Origin of the sequence: Arthrobacter sp. NPDC058130, from assembly GCF_042884475.1 — a bacterium.
Lineage (GTDB): Bacteria > Actinomycetota > Actinomycetes > Actinomycetales > Micrococcaceae > Arthrobacter.
This window is the reverse complement of the sequence record NZ_JBHVTV010000001.1, coordinates 512,265-525,671: the sequence shown is the minus strand read 5'-3', so window position 1 is coordinate 525,671 and position 13,407 is coordinate 512,265. Positions and strand designations below refer to the sequence as shown.

At 68.8% G+C, this 13,407-nt stretch carries 14 protein-coding genes; 3 read left to right on the top strand and 11 right to left on the bottom strand.

Annotated features, from left to right (window positions below; genetic code table 11):
* Positions 1-12: 12 nt before the first annotated feature.
* The 5 genes from ACFVTM_RS02485 to ACFVTM_RS02465 form a co-directional block, all read right to left on the bottom strand.
* Entirely contained in the window at positions 13-276 is a 264-nt protein-coding gene (locus ACFVTM_RS02485; RefSeq protein WP_390201779.1) for a hypothetical protein, read from the bottom strand.
* 103 nt (positions 277-379) lie between these two features.
* Positions 380-691 (bottom strand): AzlD domain-containing protein, encoded by a 312-nt coding sequence (locus ACFVTM_RS02480; RefSeq protein WP_390201777.1) that lies wholly within the window; start codon positions 689-691, stop codon positions 380-382.
* On the bottom strand, positions 688-1,479 hold the full coding sequence (locus tag ACFVTM_RS02475) for an AzlC family ABC transporter permease (RefSeq protein ID WP_390201775.1): 792 nt from the start codon (positions 1,477-1,479) through the stop codon (positions 688-690). Before ACFVTM_RS02475 ends, ACFVTM_RS02480 begins: the two co-directional genes overlap by 4 nt.
* Positions 1,476-1,922 (bottom strand): hypothetical protein, encoded by a 447-nt coding sequence (locus ACFVTM_RS02470; protein ID WP_390201774.1) that lies wholly within the window; start codon positions 1,920-1,922, stop codon positions 1,476-1,478. Before ACFVTM_RS02470 ends, ACFVTM_RS02475 begins: the two co-directional genes overlap by 4 nt.
* Positions 1,923-2,018: 96 nt before the next feature.
* On the bottom strand, positions 2,019-2,915 hold the full coding sequence (locus ACFVTM_RS02465; protein WP_390201772.1) for a glycerophosphodiester phosphodiesterase: 897 nt from the start codon (positions 2,913-2,915) through the stop codon (positions 2,019-2,021).
* 50 nt (positions 2,916-2,965) lie between these two features.
* Between ACFVTM_RS02465 and ACFVTM_RS02460 the strand changes: the two genes are divergently transcribed.
* The gene (locus ACFVTM_RS02460; protein WP_390201770.1) at positions 2,966-4,303 is read left to right on the top strand and encodes a DUF445 domain-containing protein; all 1,338 of its coding nucleotides are present in this window, start codon (positions 2,966-2,968) and stop codon (positions 4,301-4,303) included.
* A gap of 50 nt (positions 4,304-4,353) precedes the next feature.
* On the opposite strand, the gene ACFVTM_RS02455 is transcribed toward ACFVTM_RS02460, so the two are convergent.
* Positions 4,354-5,103 carry a LamB/YcsF family protein gene (locus ACFVTM_RS02455; RefSeq protein ID WP_390201768.1) on the bottom strand — a complete coding sequence of 250 codons (750 nt, stop codon included), beginning with the start codon at positions 5,101-5,103 and terminating at the stop codon, positions 4,354-4,356.
* Complete coding sequence (locus tag ACFVTM_RS02450; protein ID WP_390201766.1) at positions 5,094-5,993, bottom strand: hypothetical protein; 900 nt, start codon at positions 5,991-5,993, stop codon at positions 5,094-5,096. The genes ACFVTM_RS02455 and ACFVTM_RS02450 overlap by 10 nt, the downstream gene beginning before the upstream one ends.
* A 127-nt stretch (positions 5,994-6,120) precedes the next feature.
* On the opposite strand from ACFVTM_RS02450, the gene ACFVTM_RS02445 reads away from it, so the two are divergent.
* The gene (locus ACFVTM_RS02445; protein WP_390201764.1) at positions 6,121-7,551 is read left to right on the top strand and encodes an MFS transporter; all 1,431 of its coding nucleotides are present in this window, start codon (positions 6,121-6,123) and stop codon (positions 7,549-7,551) included.
* A 62-nt stretch (positions 7,552-7,613) separates the two neighbouring features.
* On the opposite strand, the gene ACFVTM_RS02440 is transcribed toward ACFVTM_RS02445, so the two are convergent.
* The 4 genes from ACFVTM_RS02440 to ACFVTM_RS02425 all read right to left on the bottom strand — a co-directional run bounded on the left by ACFVTM_RS02440 (position 7,614) and on the right by ACFVTM_RS02425 (position 12,770).
* A complete protein-coding gene (locus ACFVTM_RS02440) occupies positions 7,614-9,944 on the bottom strand; it encodes a glycoside hydrolase family 65 protein (protein WP_390201763.1) in 2,331 nt (776 codons plus the stop codon).
* A gap of 89 nt (positions 9,945-10,033) precedes the next feature.
* On the bottom strand, positions 10,034-10,777 hold the full coding sequence (locus ACFVTM_RS02435) for an HAD family hydrolase (protein ID WP_390201761.1): 744 nt from the start codon (positions 10,775-10,777) through the stop codon (positions 10,034-10,036).
* A gap of 157 nt (positions 10,778-10,934) precedes the next feature.
* On the bottom strand, positions 10,935-11,981 hold the full coding sequence (locus tag ACFVTM_RS02430) for a LacI family DNA-binding transcriptional regulator (RefSeq protein ID WP_390201759.1): 1,047 nt from the start codon (positions 11,979-11,981) through the stop codon (positions 10,935-10,937).
* A 171-nt stretch (positions 11,982-12,152) separates the two neighbouring features.
* Positions 12,153-12,770, bottom strand: a complete 618-nt coding sequence (locus ACFVTM_RS02425) for an alpha/beta hydrolase (protein ID WP_390201758.1) — start codon at positions 12,768-12,770, stop codon at positions 12,153-12,155.
* A 284-nt stretch (positions 12,771-13,054) separates the two neighbouring features.
* Here ACFVTM_RS02425 and ACFVTM_RS02420 point away from each other — a divergent pair, with 284 nt between their 5' ends.
* Positions 13,055-13,318, top strand: coding sequence for a DUF6458 family protein (locus ACFVTM_RS02420; RefSeq protein WP_390201757.1), 264 nt, complete (start codon positions 13,055-13,057; stop codon positions 13,316-13,318).
* The last annotated feature ends 89 nt before the right edge of the window (positions 13,319-13,407 follow it).

Genomic DNA, 13,407 nt, shown 5'->3' with positions numbered 1-13,407 from the left:
TTTCGGTCGGCCCTAGTCCTCGGCCGGCTTTTCCTTGGCTTCCTGAAGGTGCTGCTGCAGCTTCTCTTCGGCGTCCCGACGGCGGCGGGACACTTCACGCATTTCCCTGCTGGACTCAGTCCCTCCAGAATCAAACGGCTCGTGCTGCTTGGCGCGCTGATCCTTGCGCGGCTCTGCTGCCTCCTGATCGGCCGCAGCCTCCTGACCGGCGGCGGCAGTCGGCTCGGCAGCAGCATCCCGGTCGGAAGCGTCCTGCCCGCCGTCGTGTTCGCTCATGGTCGAATACTCCCACGCGTTCCCGGCGGCAAGTAGGGGCTAAAGACCATGCCCGCGCACCTGCCTGATCCGCAGCCGCGCAGGTATGGGCCGCCGAAACCGCTCAGTTCCAGCCCAGCAGCCGAAGCCCGGCGGCCGCTGCCGCGCCGGCGATCACCACCACCAGGAACGGTGCCCGGAGCCACAAGGCGATGCCCGCCGCCGCCAATGCGCCCAGCCGCGCGTCCAGCACGAGTGACTGGCCCGAGGCGACGGCATTGACCACCGTCAGGGATGCCAGCAGCCCAATCGTCATGGTCCCGGCGATCCTGGACATCCGCGGGTTGCGGAGCAGGCTGGCCGGCACCAGGTACCCGAGCAGCTTCCAGGCGTAGGCGAGCAGGCAGGAGAGCAACAGCCACATCCAGAGGTTCATGCGCCGCCTCCAGCACTGTGTCCGGGGTAGTCGCCACGGTGCCCGTGATGGTCGCCGGCTGCGTCGTGGTGGTGTGCGTGTTCCTCCGCGTAGGGATCGACGTCCGGCTCCAGGCCCTCGTCGCTGCGGCCGTGGCTGAACCAGCCGATGCCGGCGGCAACCACGGCGGCGACGAGGATCGGCACTCCCGCCGGCACGAACGGCACGGCCAGTACGGTGGCCAGCGCGCAGACAACGGCGATGGCCACAGGCTCCCGGCCTTTCAGGCGCGGCCAGAGCAAGCCAAGGAAGGCCGCCACGGCGGCGCCGTCGAGTCCCCACTGTTTTGGATCCCCGAGTGCCCCGCCGGCCAGCGCACCGAGGGCCGTGAACAGGTTCCAGAGGACGAAGACGCCGATGCCGGCGGTCCAGAAGCCGCGCTTCTGCTCGTCCGGGTCAGCCTGCCCGGTGCTGGTGGCGGTCGACTCGTCGATGGTCAGCTGGGCCGCGGCAAACCTGCGCCACCCGCGCGGCTGCAGCAGAGCGTTGATCTGCATGCCGTAGATTCCGTTGCGCATGCCCAGCAGCGTCGCGGCGCCCATCGCGGCGACGCCGGATCCGCCTCCGGCCACCACGCCGATGAAGGCGAACTGCGAGCCGCCGCTGAAGAGCAGCAGGCTCAGGGCCATGGTCTGCCAGAAATCAAGGCCCGAGGTGACGGACAGTGCGCCGAAGGAGACGCCATAGAGACCGGTGGCAATGCTGATCGACAATCCGATCCGCACCGCCGGTGACTGCAGGATTTTCACGACCGCCGGGTCCGCCTCGTCAGGGTCCAGGCCCACGCGATGAGGGGTGCCTGGAGCGGGAGCCGCACGGTATGCACGCGTCGCCGGCGCGGTGTGCCCTCCGGCCCGTAGGCGCTGAGCAGGGCATCAACATGGCCGGAGAGGAACGCGGCAAACATTGCCGTGACGCATCCGGCGGCGGCCCTGCGTGTGGCCGGGACCAGGAGCCCGACGGCGGCGGCAGCTTCCAGCAGCCCGCTCACCGCCACCCATTCCTCGCGGGACAGGACGGCCAGCGGGCCGTTGGGCTGCTCGCCGGAGTCGTCCCGGCACAGGACGTCGGGGACCACCTGGTGGAAGAATTCGGGCTCGCGGAAGTGCTTGGCGGCGCTGGTGAGCAGCAGCGCACTCATCGCTGCCGCGGACAGTGTCTGGAGGTCCCGGCCGGACCAGCGAAATGGCATGCAACCACTCAACCACAGCGGCCACGCCGTCCGTAATCCGCAAGGGACCTGCGCGCGGGATCCCCACTCCGGCCGCATGAGGGCCGCACCGGGTTGCTACCGGAGGGGCCGGCTGTTCGCCATGAGCTGGGACAGGACCTGGGCCGGCCAGTTGGTGGTGATCTCGTGGATCCCGAGTTCCCGGCATTTTTCGACGTCGTCCTCGTCGTCGACGGTCCATACCCGGAACCGGAGCCCGGAGCCGAGCCAGCGCTGGATGGTCCCGGCGTGCGCACGGACGTATCCGATGCCCGGGCCGGCGATGCCTGCCGCAGCCGCGTCCAGGATCCGTTCACCCTCGGCCTGGGCGGCCTTCATCACGTTGGCCAGCGCCCCTCCGGTCAGGGCGCCGAGCCCCAGTTCCTCCCGGATGTCCGCCACGATCACGTCGTCCACGAGCTGGCAGACGGCCCCGGCCGGCACGGACTTCAGGAGGTGCCTTACGGAGTCCGGGCTAAAGCTCATGAAGGAAACGCTGATGTTCTCCAGCATGGACGTCGTCGGATCCCAGCCCTCGGCCCGGAGGACTTCGAGGACCCGGTCCTCGAGTCCGAGCTGGTACGGGCTCGGGTGTTTGAGCTCAATCGCCAGGCCGATGCCGCGGCCCGCCGCGCGCAGGATGTCGAGCAGTTCCGGGAGGGTCAGGAACTGCTCGGACCTGGCACCGTAGGCGTCCGGGATCCGGGCTCCCTTCCAGGAGGAGAAATCCAGCGGCCGGAGCTCGTCCAGGGTCCGGTCCGCGACCTGCCCGGTGCCGTCCGACGTGCGGTCCAGGGTGGCGTCGTGCAGGAGCACCACGTGCTGGTCACGGGTCAGGTGGACATCGCATTCCACGCCGTCCGCGCCGTCCGCGATTGCCTGCAGGTAGGCGGCCCGGGTGTGCTCCGCGAAGGCTCCGCTGGAGCCACGGTGGGCATAGACCAGAGGACGGGCGGCGGACTCGTCAGTCGTCATGGTGCAACGTTAGCGGACAGGCCACACCCTGGCGGGGCTAGGCTGGGCTCATGCAGGTGAATACTGAGCCAACTTCCCTGACCGGTGCCGCGGGACGTCTGGGCGGCGTTCAGCCGGACGGTCCCGCCGGGCGGCGTTCCGTTGCATCCAGCGACGCCGAGAAGGCCGCGGCGCTGCGCCGGATGAAGCTTCTGGCCCTCGCGCTCCTGATCGTCATGGCCGTGATCTTCGTCGTCGCGTTCGCCCTGCAGAAGCAGTACCCGGAGCTCGAATACGTCCGCGCCGCCGCCGAGGGTGGCATGGTGGGTGCCCTCGCCGACTGGTTCGCCGTCACGGCCCTGTTCAAGTACCCCATGGGAATCAAAATTCCGCACACGGCAATCATCCCCCGCCGCAAGGACCAGATCGGCGCCTCGCTGGGCGAATTCGTGGAGACTAATTTCCTCTCCGAACAGGTGGTCAAGGAGAAGCTGGCGTCCGCGGACATCGCGCGCAAGGCCGGCACCTGGCTGTCCAGCCCAGGTGGCCCGGACCGGGTCGCCAAGGAGGGTGCCGCGGTCATCCGCGGCGCGTTCAAGGTCCTGAACGACGACGACGTCCAGGCCGTGATCGAGTCCATGGTCCGCAAGCACCTGCTCACGCCGCCGTGGGGGCCGCCCGTTGGCCGGCTCGCCGAGCGGATCTTCGCCGACGGCCATCACCACGCACTGGTGGACCTGCTGGTGGACCGCACCGTGGACTGGGTCCGGGACAACCAGGAGACGGTCAACAGACTGGTCTCGGACCGTTCCCCCACGTGGGTGCCGTCGTTCGTGGACGGGCTCGTGGGTGACAAGGTGTACGTGGAGATCCTCAAGTTCACGCGCGCGGTGCAGTCCGATCCGCATCACCAGGTCCGCCAGTCGATCGACAAGTACCTCAAGGATCTCGCGCAGGACCTGCAGCATGACCCTGTCATGATCGCCCGTGCCGAGGGCATCAAGGCACAGGTCCTTGGTGACCCCGAGGTCCGCGAACTCGCCTCCCGCACCTGGGACACCATCAAGACGGCCCTGCTGACCGCCGTCGATGACCCCCACAGCGAACTGACCGTCAAATTCAAGGCGGCCGTGCATGACTTTGGCACCCGGCTGGTGGTCGATCCCGAGCTCGCCGGCAAGGTGAACGCCTGGATCGCCGACGCGGCGGGCTACCTGGTGAAGACCTACCGCTCGGACATCGCCGGGGTCATCACGGACACCGTGGCCCGCTGGGATGCCGAGGAAACATCCCAGAAGATCGAGCTGCAGGTCGGCAAGGACCTGCAGTTCATCCGGATCAACGGCACGGTGGTGGGTGCCCTCGCCGGGCTGGCCATCTTCACGGTGGCGACCCTGGTGTTCGGCTAACAACCGTCCTGTCCGCAGTCCATCAGGGCCGCAGTATCAGGGCAGCGGTATCAGGCGAAGCTCTCCAGCTCCACGCCGGCAGCCGACAGCCCGGCCCGCACGGCGGCCGCCACGCTGACGGAGCCGGGTGTGTCCCCGTGAAGGCACAGTGAATCTGCCCGCACCGGGATCACGGAGCCGTCCACGGCCACCACCTCACCCTTTGTGGCGAGCCGGACCGCCCGCTCCGTGACCTCGCTCGCGTCGAGCAGCACGGCCCCCTCCTCGGTGCGCGGCACCAGGGTGCCGTCCGGGAAGTAGGCGCGGTCGGCGAAGGCCTCGGCGAAGACGGGGTGCCCGGCCTCTTTGGCGATGCCCAGCAAAGCGGAGCCGGGGAAGCCCAGGACGGGCAGTCCGGGGTCGTAGGCCTGGATGGCGGCGATCACGGCGGAGGCCTGCTCGGCGTCGCGCACGGTGCGGTCATAGAGCGCCCCGTGCAGCTTAACGTAGTCCACCGAGGCGCCAACGGCATGGGCGACGCCGTCGAGCGCACCGAGCTGGTACAGCACTGCGCCGAACAGATCATCAAAGGTCATCTCCAGCGAGCGCAGGCCGAAGCCGGCCAGATCCGGGTAGCCGAGGTGGGCGCCGACCTTGACGTCGAGCTCGTAGGCGGCCCGGCAGGTGTCCAGCATGGTCACCGGATCGCCGGCGTGCATCCCGCAGGCCACGCTGGCGCTCGTGACGAGCGGAAGCATCGCGGCATCCTCACCCCTGGTCCAGGTTCCGAAGGACTCCCCCAGGTCAGCGTTCAGATCCAAAACGAGCCGCCGTCCTTCGCGGAAGTCTTCGGGGCGCCGCTGTCCGGCGGCGTCACCATCGGCGTCAGCGGCGGCGGGCCCGGGGCCGGGCCCGGCTCAGGGTTGTAGAGGGCCTCCGGCCCCGTGGTTTTCGCGAGGGCCCGCAGCTCTCCCGGAATCGTGTCCGGCATGGGTCCGAACGCTTCCCTGGCATTTGCGACGACGGCGTGGCCCATGACCCGGTTGCCGACTCCGCCAACGACGGCACCGATGCCGAAGGGCAGGGCGCGGCCCAGCCAGGCTGTGCCCTGGGTCTTGAGCAGGGAGCGCAGGAACATCGTCTGGATCTTGGCGCGCACCGCGCCGAAGCCGGCGAGGGGGACGCTGCGGGTGAAAGCCGCGGTCCAGGCCTGGGACGGCCCCCTGCCACGGCCGGCTGCTTGTCCGCTCAACGAGCTCAGCAGCTCGGTGCCTTCCTCGCCCAGCATGATCGCCATGACCAGCGTGCTGGCCCGGTCCGGATCAACCATCCTCACGCCATGCAGTTCGGCCAGCGCCGTGGAGAACAGGGCGGTGGCCTCGAGGAACCCGACGGCCGCGGCGGCCGAAAGTCCGAGTGCGGCCGCCGTTCCCACGCCCGGGATGACGGCCGCTCCGCCCACCAGCGCCCCGCCGCCGGTGACGGCCAGCAGGTAGTCCCGCTCCAGGATGGCCGCGAGCTGCGCCGCCGTGGCCTGCGGGTGCTTGCGCTGGAGCCTGCGGATATTGGCCAGCACCAGCGGCCGCTGGACTTCAACGGCCCGCAGGAGGACCTTGTGGAGTCCGGGACGGGGCCGGCCCGCGGCGTCGAACATCGCGCTGTGGGCTGTTTGCTGGGCAACCTTGATTGCCGGGTTGCTGCGCTTGGCCATGATCGCCTCTCGTCGGAACCGGAAAAGTAAGTTCACTTAACACTAGGGCACGGCCCGGGTTTGCGGGGTCCCCGCGGACTGCGGAGGGCCCCGGACCCTCCGCGTGCCGGCCTACTAGACTGGGCGCATGCCCGCCCTGCGAGCCCTCCGCCCCTTCGCGCACCGGGAGTACCGTGTGCTGATCATGGCGCTGGCCATCTCCATCTTCGGTTCCGGGATGTGGGCCGTTGCGATGGTCTACGAAGTGATCCACCTGGGCGGCGGTCCGCTGGAGCTCTCGCTCGTCGCCGCTGCGGGCAGCGTCGGGCTCGTGGCGTTCCTGCTGGCCGGCGGGATCGCCGCGGACCGCGTACCCCAGCGGCTCCTGATCATCGCGGTCGAAGGCGCCAACCTCGCCGTCATTGCCACCATCAGCGCACTGGCCATGGCCGGCTGGCTTGAGCTCTGGCATCTGGCGCTCGGGGCCTTTGTGCTCGGCGTCGGGGCCGCGTTCTTCTTCCCCGCTTATTCCGCCATTTTGCCGCGGATCCTGCCGCCCGAGGACCTCCTGGCGGCCAACGGCCTGGAGGGGACCATGCGGCCGTTGCTGCAGCAGGCCGCCGGGCCTGCGGTTGCTGGCATCCTGGTGGCGGCGCTGTCCCCCTCGCTCGCCGTCACCGGGGTTGCGGCCTGCCACCTGCTGGCCTTTTCAATCCTGAACTTCCTCCACCGGCAGCCCGCGCCCGGGGCGCCGGGCCCCGACGGCGGCGATGCCGACGCCCACGGGCACAGGCGGGCCAAATCGTCCTTCCGGCACGACCTCCGCGAGGGCGTCAGCTACACCGTCCGCACGCCCTGGCTGCTGTGGACCCTGCTCTGGGCCTGCATCTCAGTGCTGTTCCTGATCGGCCCCATCGAGGTCCTGGTGCCGTTCGTCGTCCGGGACCAGCTGGGCGGGGACGCCCGAATGTTCGGCTTCCTGCTCGCCATTGTGGGCGTCGGCGGCGCCGCGGCCTCACTGGCCACGGCCTCGTTACCGCTTCCTCGCCGCTACCTCACCGTGATGATGGTTTCCTGGGGCGCGGGGAGCCTGCCGGTCGCCGGCATCGGCTTCATGGACAATTTCTGGGCCGTGGCAGCAGCCCTGTTCGTCTTCGGCGCCACCGGCAGCGTGGGCATGGTGATTTGGGGAACCCTGCTGCAGCGCCGGGTTCCGCCGCATCTGCTGGGCCGCATCTCAAGCCTGGATTTCTTCGTATCGCTCGCCCTCATGCCGGTCTCCATGGCACTGGCCGGGCCGGCCGCCGAGGTGCTGCCGCTGTGGCTGGTCTTCCTCGTGGCCGGCACCGTGTGCCCGGTGATGGCAGTCGTCGCGATGGCGGTGGCCCGGATGCCGGCCGATGAACTGGCCCACCCGCTGGCCCACGAGGCTGACAGCGGCGCAGAGGATGCCGGTGGCGAGGCGGCGGGTGCCGAGGAGCCGGGCGCAGGGGATGCCGGTGGCGGGGACCGCGAGGACGCCACGGCCAAGGCCTCCGGACCCGGGCACCCCGGTCCGAAGCAACGCGGGGTCACCTAGCGCCCATGTCAGGGGGCGGTTTCTAGGGGCCGTAAATGACCCCGCGCTGTTTTGGCGGCGGCTTAGACTCCGGCGCGGACCACCGGGATCGACGCCGTCGGAAGGCCGCTGGGGAAGATGGTGGGCTCGGGTGCCGTGACGGGCGCCAGCGCGACGCGGATCGGGTCGGCGTCGACGGTCAGCAGTTCCCCGCGCACGTCGACCTCCAGCGGTGCGCCCTCGCGGACGGTCAGGCTGATCGACCCCTGTTCCAGCCCAATGTGCAGGAGCCGGCCCTGGATCTTTAGGTGGAACTCCAGCCCGTCCCATTCGGCAGGCAGGCGCGGATCGAAGTACGGCACCGCGCCCTGGTCCCGGAGCCCGGCAAAGCCGCTGACCAGCGAGCTCCACACGCCGCCGGTGGAGGCGATGTGGACGCCGTCGATCGTGTTGCCGTGGGTGTCGTCGAGGTCGATGAACAGGGCGTGGGTGAAGTGGTCCAGCGCGGCCCTGCCGTAGCCGACCTCGGCGGCCATGATGCCCTGGACACAGGCTGACAGGGTGGAGTCGCCGGTGGTGATGGGGTCGTAGAAATCAAAGGCACGGCGCTTTTCCTCGGCCGTGAAGTCCTGCCACTGCAGGAACATGGCCAGCACGGTGTCGGCCTGCTTCAGGACCTGGTGCCGGTAGATCACCAGCGGGTGGAAGTGCAGCAGGAGCGGGTACTCTGACCGGGGCGTGGCCCAGTCCCACGGTTCCAGGGTCATGAAATCGTTGTCCTGGGAGTGGACCTGGAGGTCCTCGTCGTAGGGCATGTGCATGCGGTTGGCGGCCTGTTCCCAGAGCTGGCGCTCGGCGTCGCCGATCTCGGGGTGGTCCAGGGCGGCGGCGGCGCGAAGGTTGAAGCGTGCCATGACGTTGGTATAGAGGTTGTCGTTGACCACCGCGGTGTATTCGTCCGGGCCCGTGACGCCGTGGATGTGGAAGAGCCCGTCCTTGCCGAAGAAGCCCAGGGAGACCCACATGCGCGCGGTTTCGATCAGCAGCTCGGAGCCGAGGGTCTCGTGGAATTCGCTGTCCCCGCTGGCCCAGATGTACCGGTTGGTCGCGAAGGCGATCGCGGCGGCGATGTGGAACTGGGCGGTGCCGGCCGCGTAGTAGGCGCTGGCCTCCAGCCCGTTGATGGTACGCCAGGGGAAGAGGGCGCCGTCCACGCTGAGCTCCTTGGCGCGGATCTTCGCCTCGGGCAGGAGGTTGTGGCGGAATTCGAGGACCTGCCGGGCGTTGCCCGGGTTCGTGTAGGTCAGGTAGGGCAGGAGGTACACCTCCTGGTCCCAGAAGTAGTGGCCGTCGTAGCCGGAGCCGGACACGCCCTTGGCCGGGATGCCGGCCACATCGGCGCAGGCTGTGGCCTGGGCGAGCTGGAAGAGGTTCCAGCGGACGCCCTGCTGGAGCTCGGGCTGGCCCGCAACCACGATGTCGCTGGTGCTCCAGTAGGCGCGGTAGTGGTCCTCGCTCTGGGTGAAGATTTCGCTGACCGGCTTGAGACCGGCTTCGGCGCTGTCCGCGAGGTCCTCGACGGCCTGGCCCACGGCGTAGCTGACGCTCTTTTCCAGCACGAACGGCTGGTCCGCGCTGACGGCGAGGACGTAGCGGACGCTGCTGTCGTCCTGGTCCACCTGGGTGTCGAACGGCTGCACGCCGGCCGAGGTCCAGTGGTCCACGGCCATCCCGAGCCGCTGTTTGGATTCGGCGGCTTCCCAGGACAGGCGCAGGGAGCCGTCCCCGCCGTCGAGCCGCAAGGGCAGCAGCACGCGCCCGGCGTGGCGGCCGGCGCGGCGCGGGTCGTGGGCGGAGTGGTCCTCCACCGGCTGGTCCTGGCGGTTGATGACCGAGGACGTGACGTCCGCGGAGATGTCCCGGTCGGCCGCCACTTCGAGGCTGATGCCGAGCGCGCCGCGGGATTCGTAGCCCACTGCACGGCGTTCGGTGGTGGTCACGGTGGCGCCGGAGCGGCAGTGCCAGATGATCCGGCACTCGTAGATGCCAGTGGCGAAGTCCACGCTGCGGCGGTAGTCCAGCACGGTGGACTCCTCCAGGCTCAGCGGCTCGCCGTCGATGATGACGGTGAAGTTGTTGGCGTCCGGGACGTAGAGGATCCGCTGGCCGGTGCGGGCGAAGCCGTAGGCGTTTTCTGCGTGCTTGATGTCCCAGGTCTCGTGGAAGCCATTGATGAAGCTGCCCGGAAGTTCGGCGTCGGCGGCTCCCCAGTGCGCGCCGCGGATGCCCAGGTGCCCGTTGCCGAGGCTGAACAGGGTCTCCAGGGTGCCGGCGTTGCCGGGAAGATGGACGGTCTCGACCAGCTGCCAGGGATCGTTGGGGAACCGGGCGCGGTCCGAGGTGATGAGAGCCATGGGTTGAAGATTCCTTCGGGCGAGTGAGGATTTGGCTTGAGAGGTGCGGAAAGCGGAGCCTGGGCGGGCGTCCGGCCAGAAGTGTCCGGCTAGAGCAGTTCGGCGAGGTCGTCGACCACGACCGTGGCACCGGCGTCGAGCAGCGTCTGGCGGCCGGCGCCGCGGTCGACGCCGATCACCGAGCGGAAGTCTCCCGCGCTGCCGGCCTGGACGCCGGAGACGGCGTCCTCCACCACCACGCAGTCCTGGCTCGGCAGGTCCAGGAGCCGGGCTGCATATTCGTAGGTGGCCGGGCTGGGCTTGCCGGGCAGCCCCTGGGCGACGGCGACAACACCGTCAACCACCACGGGGAAGTAATCGGACAGCCCGGCAGCTTTGAGCACGGCCGGGGCATTGCGGGAGGAGGAGACGACGGCGAGCTTCAGTCCGCGGGCCAGCGCGGCGTCGACCAGCCGGACGGAGCCCTCGTAGGGCTGGACTCCGCCGGCTTCAACGATGTCGTTGAAGACCTTGTTCTTGCGGTTGCCCAGTCCATGCACGGTGTCATGCGCCGGCTCGTCATCCGCCGGGCCCTCGGGCAGCACGATCCCGCGGGAGGCCAGGAAGTCCCGGACGCCGTCGAACCGCGGCTTGCCGTCGATGTGGTCGAAGTAGTCGCTTTCGCTGTACGGCGCTGCCCCGGGGACCGAGGCCAGGTAGCCGTCGAAGAGTTGCTTCCAGGCCTGCTCGTGCACCACCGCGGTGGGCGTCAGGACGCCGTCGAGGTCAAAAAGGATGGCGGACGCGCCGGAGAGCGCACCCGCGAGGCCGGAGGTGTCGGGTACTGCGGTCATGGTCATGGTCCTTTCAGACGACGGGCAGGCAAGATGGTTTTATTCGAAGCGGTGGTCTTAGGCTGGAGGTCCAGGGCAGTCGGCAGTGTTCCGGCGCGACGGCGGCTCTGGCGTTCGCTGCTGTGTTGGGGCCATTCCGGTGGCTGCGCCGCCCGGTTCAGCGGCGGCGGGTGCTCGAGCGCTCCACCAGTTTGGTGTCCAGCAGATGGTTCGACGGCGGGCTGGCAAGCGGCGGATTGGGAAGTCCCGAGCGATGAAGTCTTTCGATCAGCAGGTTGGCCGCGAAAGCGCCCTGGTCGGCCACTGGCTGGGCAATTGTGGTCAGGCCCAGGAACCAACTCATCTGATGATCGTCTATTCCTATGATGGACACGTTTTCCGGCGCTGACAAACCGAGCTCCCTCAGGGCCATGAGCGCGCCGAAGGCTGTTTCGTCGCAACCGGCGAAGATCGCGGACGGCATTCCGCGGTTTTCCACGAGCTCCACCATGGCCTGCCGGCCGCCTTCGATGCTGGAACCGGCGTCGAGCACGAGGTCCGGATCAACCGCGAGTCCGTGGCCGGCCAGGGCCAGCTCGAAGCCGCGCCGCCGCTCGCCGGCGGTCACCAGGGACGGCGTCCCGGTCTCGCTGCCGGCGAGGATGGCGAGCTCTCTGTGGCCCAGGTCCAGCAGGTGGTTGGTGGCGGCGCGGGCGGCTTCGGCGTTGTCGATGCCCACGTTGTCCCACGGCACGCCGTGCATCCCGACGCTGGCCACGGCGAGGCCCGACGCGGCGAGCGCGGCCATGTCGGCCTCATCGAGGGCGATGTTGAGCAGCAGCACGCCGTCCACGCGCTGCGCCAGGGACGCGAGGTCGCCGAAGAGCTTCTGCTGCACGCTGGGCCGGTTCCGAAGGCTGATCAGGACTGTGTCATAGCCGCCGTCGGCGAAGACTTCCTCGGCAGCCTCCACAGCACGGGCAAAGAACCATGCCGTGGCAGACGGCGCGATGATCGCCACGGAGCCGGTGTTGCCGCCGGCCAGCCGGGAGGCTGCCGACGAGGCCCTGTAACCCAGCTGGGCTGCCGCGTCGCCGACCCGGGCCTTGGCTTGCGCGGAGACGTTGGGAAGCTGGCGGAGCGCCCGGGACACGGTGCAGATGGAGAGCCCGGAAAGTGCGGCGACGTCCTGGATGGTGACGCGCGGGGTCTTGGCCTGCGGCACGGGCTCAGCCCTTTCTCCCCCCGAAGTAGTGGGCCCGGTGTTCATGGCCGAGGTCGATTGTAAACGCTTACAAATTTGGCATGCAAGTGGATGATTCGGCACCTGACCAGCGCTTGGCCTGGGTTGGGGAGGGGGCGGGTGGCGGCCGGATGGCGGCCGCTCAACGTCTCGTCAGCGCAGGACGTAGTGCCGCAGGAAGGCGCTGACGTCCACGAGTTCGGCTTTCGAAATCGAATGCCCCATGCCGGGGTAGGTCCGGGCAGTGAGCTGGGTGTTCCGGTCCAGCCACTCCTCGGTGTGTTCGGTGGCGGCGTCGTTGATGACCACGTCGCCCCTGTCCCGGCCCCAAAAGAAAGGCGGCCGCGAGGTAAAGGATTCGCTCATGGCCAGCAGTTCGTTGTCCAGGACAAAGCCCGAGAGCCCGACCACCGCGCGGAACTGTTCCGGCCGGAGCCGCAGAAGCGTGCTGGCCATGGCCATCCCCTGCGAAAATCCGAACAGGCTGACGCTGCTGTGACGGTCCTTGACCGACTCGATCCAGGCGAAAACCGCGTTCGTGGAGGCGATGACGTCGCCAAAGTCGTGGGTGAGGAAATAATCCAGCAGGAACCAGCCGTGATGGTCCCCGATGTCCTTTGGCCCGCGCAGGGCGGCACAGCTGAACTCTGGGGGCAGGGAACCGAACAGCTTGGACATCCGGGATTCGTCCGTGCCGTAGCCGTGCAGCATCACCAGCAGCGGCGTGCCCGCGCGTTCGTGTTCGGGTTTTGACCAGACGACCGTCTCCATGGGCTCAGCCTATCCAGCGCGGGCGCGTCCTCCGCGCAGGAGGCCTGACCCAGGATCCTTGGCCAACCCCGGGTTCCGCCGCGGAAACGGACTTCCGCCCCCCGGATCCGCGGCGCGGCCCTCCGAAACCGGGGCAGATGTCCGGAATCGGTGCGGGAATCCCGGCCGGTCGGAAGCCGTTCCATTGAATCACTTCATTGAATCAACGGGGGCGGGGTTGTAGCGTGACGCTGGACAGCATGCTTAGCATCACCAATCGGCCCCCGGGCACCAAGGAGCACCTTATGAGAATCGGTTCCGCAATCTTCCTCATTGCCATCGGCGCCATCCTCGCCTGGGCCGTCGCCCCTGGGCTGATTCCGAACGTGAACCAGGCCATGATCGGCTACATCCTGATGGCGGTCGGGGTTATTGGACTCATCGCGTCGCTGGTCCTCGCCTCCCCCGGACGCGGCCGCACCCGCCGGGTCAGCGAAAGCCGCACGGTTGTGGACCCCAACACCGGCGAGACCATAACGCGCAATGAGAGCCGCGACGCGGGCATCTGAGCCCCACCCGCGCTCCCTTCGCAGCGTGGAATCCAGCGACCCGGAAGCCGGGCCGGACCTTCAGTCCGGTCCCGGCTTCTGCCGTTTGG

Excerpts from the sequence above, each read along its gene's own strand:
- ACFVTM_RS02485 (WP_390201779.1), bottom strand. The coding sequence starts at position 276 with ATGAGCGAACACGACGGCGGGCAGGACGCTTCCGACCGGGATGCTGCT.
- ACFVTM_RS02480 (WP_390201777.1), bottom strand. The coding sequence starts at position 691 with ATGAACCTCTGGATGTGGCTGTTGCTCTCCTGCCTGCTCGCCTACGCC.
- ACFVTM_RS02470 (WP_390201774.1), bottom strand. The coding sequence starts at position 1,922 with ATGCCATTTCGCTGGTCCGGCCGGGACCTCCAGACACTGTCCGCGGCA.
- ACFVTM_RS02465 (WP_390201772.1), bottom strand. The coding sequence starts at position 2,915 with ATGACGACTGACGAGTCCGCCGCCCGTCCTCTGGTCTATGCCCACCGT.
- ACFVTM_RS02460 (WP_390201770.1), top strand. The coding sequence starts at position 2,966 with ATGCAGGTGAATACTGAGCCAACTTCCCTGACCGGTGCCGCGGGACGT.
- ACFVTM_RS02450 (WP_390201766.1), bottom strand. The coding sequence starts at position 5,993 with ATGGCCAAGCGCAGCAACCCGGCAATCAAGGTTGCCCAGCAAACAGCC.
- ACFVTM_RS02445 (WP_390201764.1), top strand. The coding sequence starts at position 6,121 with ATGCCCGCCCTGCGAGCCCTCCGCCCCTTCGCGCACCGGGAGTACCGT.
- ACFVTM_RS02440 (WP_390201763.1), bottom strand. The coding sequence starts at position 9,944 with ATGGCTCTCATCACCTCGGACCGCGCCCGGTTCCCCAACGATCCCTGG.
- ACFVTM_RS02435 (WP_390201761.1), bottom strand. The coding sequence starts at position 10,777 with ATGACCGCAGTACCCGACACCTCCGGCCTCGCGGGTGCGCTCTCCGGC.
- ACFVTM_RS02425 (WP_390201758.1), bottom strand. The coding sequence starts at position 12,770 with ATGGAGACGGTCGTCTGGTCAAAACCCGAACACGAACGCGCGGGCACG.
- ACFVTM_RS02420 (WP_390201757.1), top strand. The coding sequence starts at position 13,055 with ATGAGAATCGGTTCCGCAATCTTCCTCATTGCCATCGGCGCCATCCTC.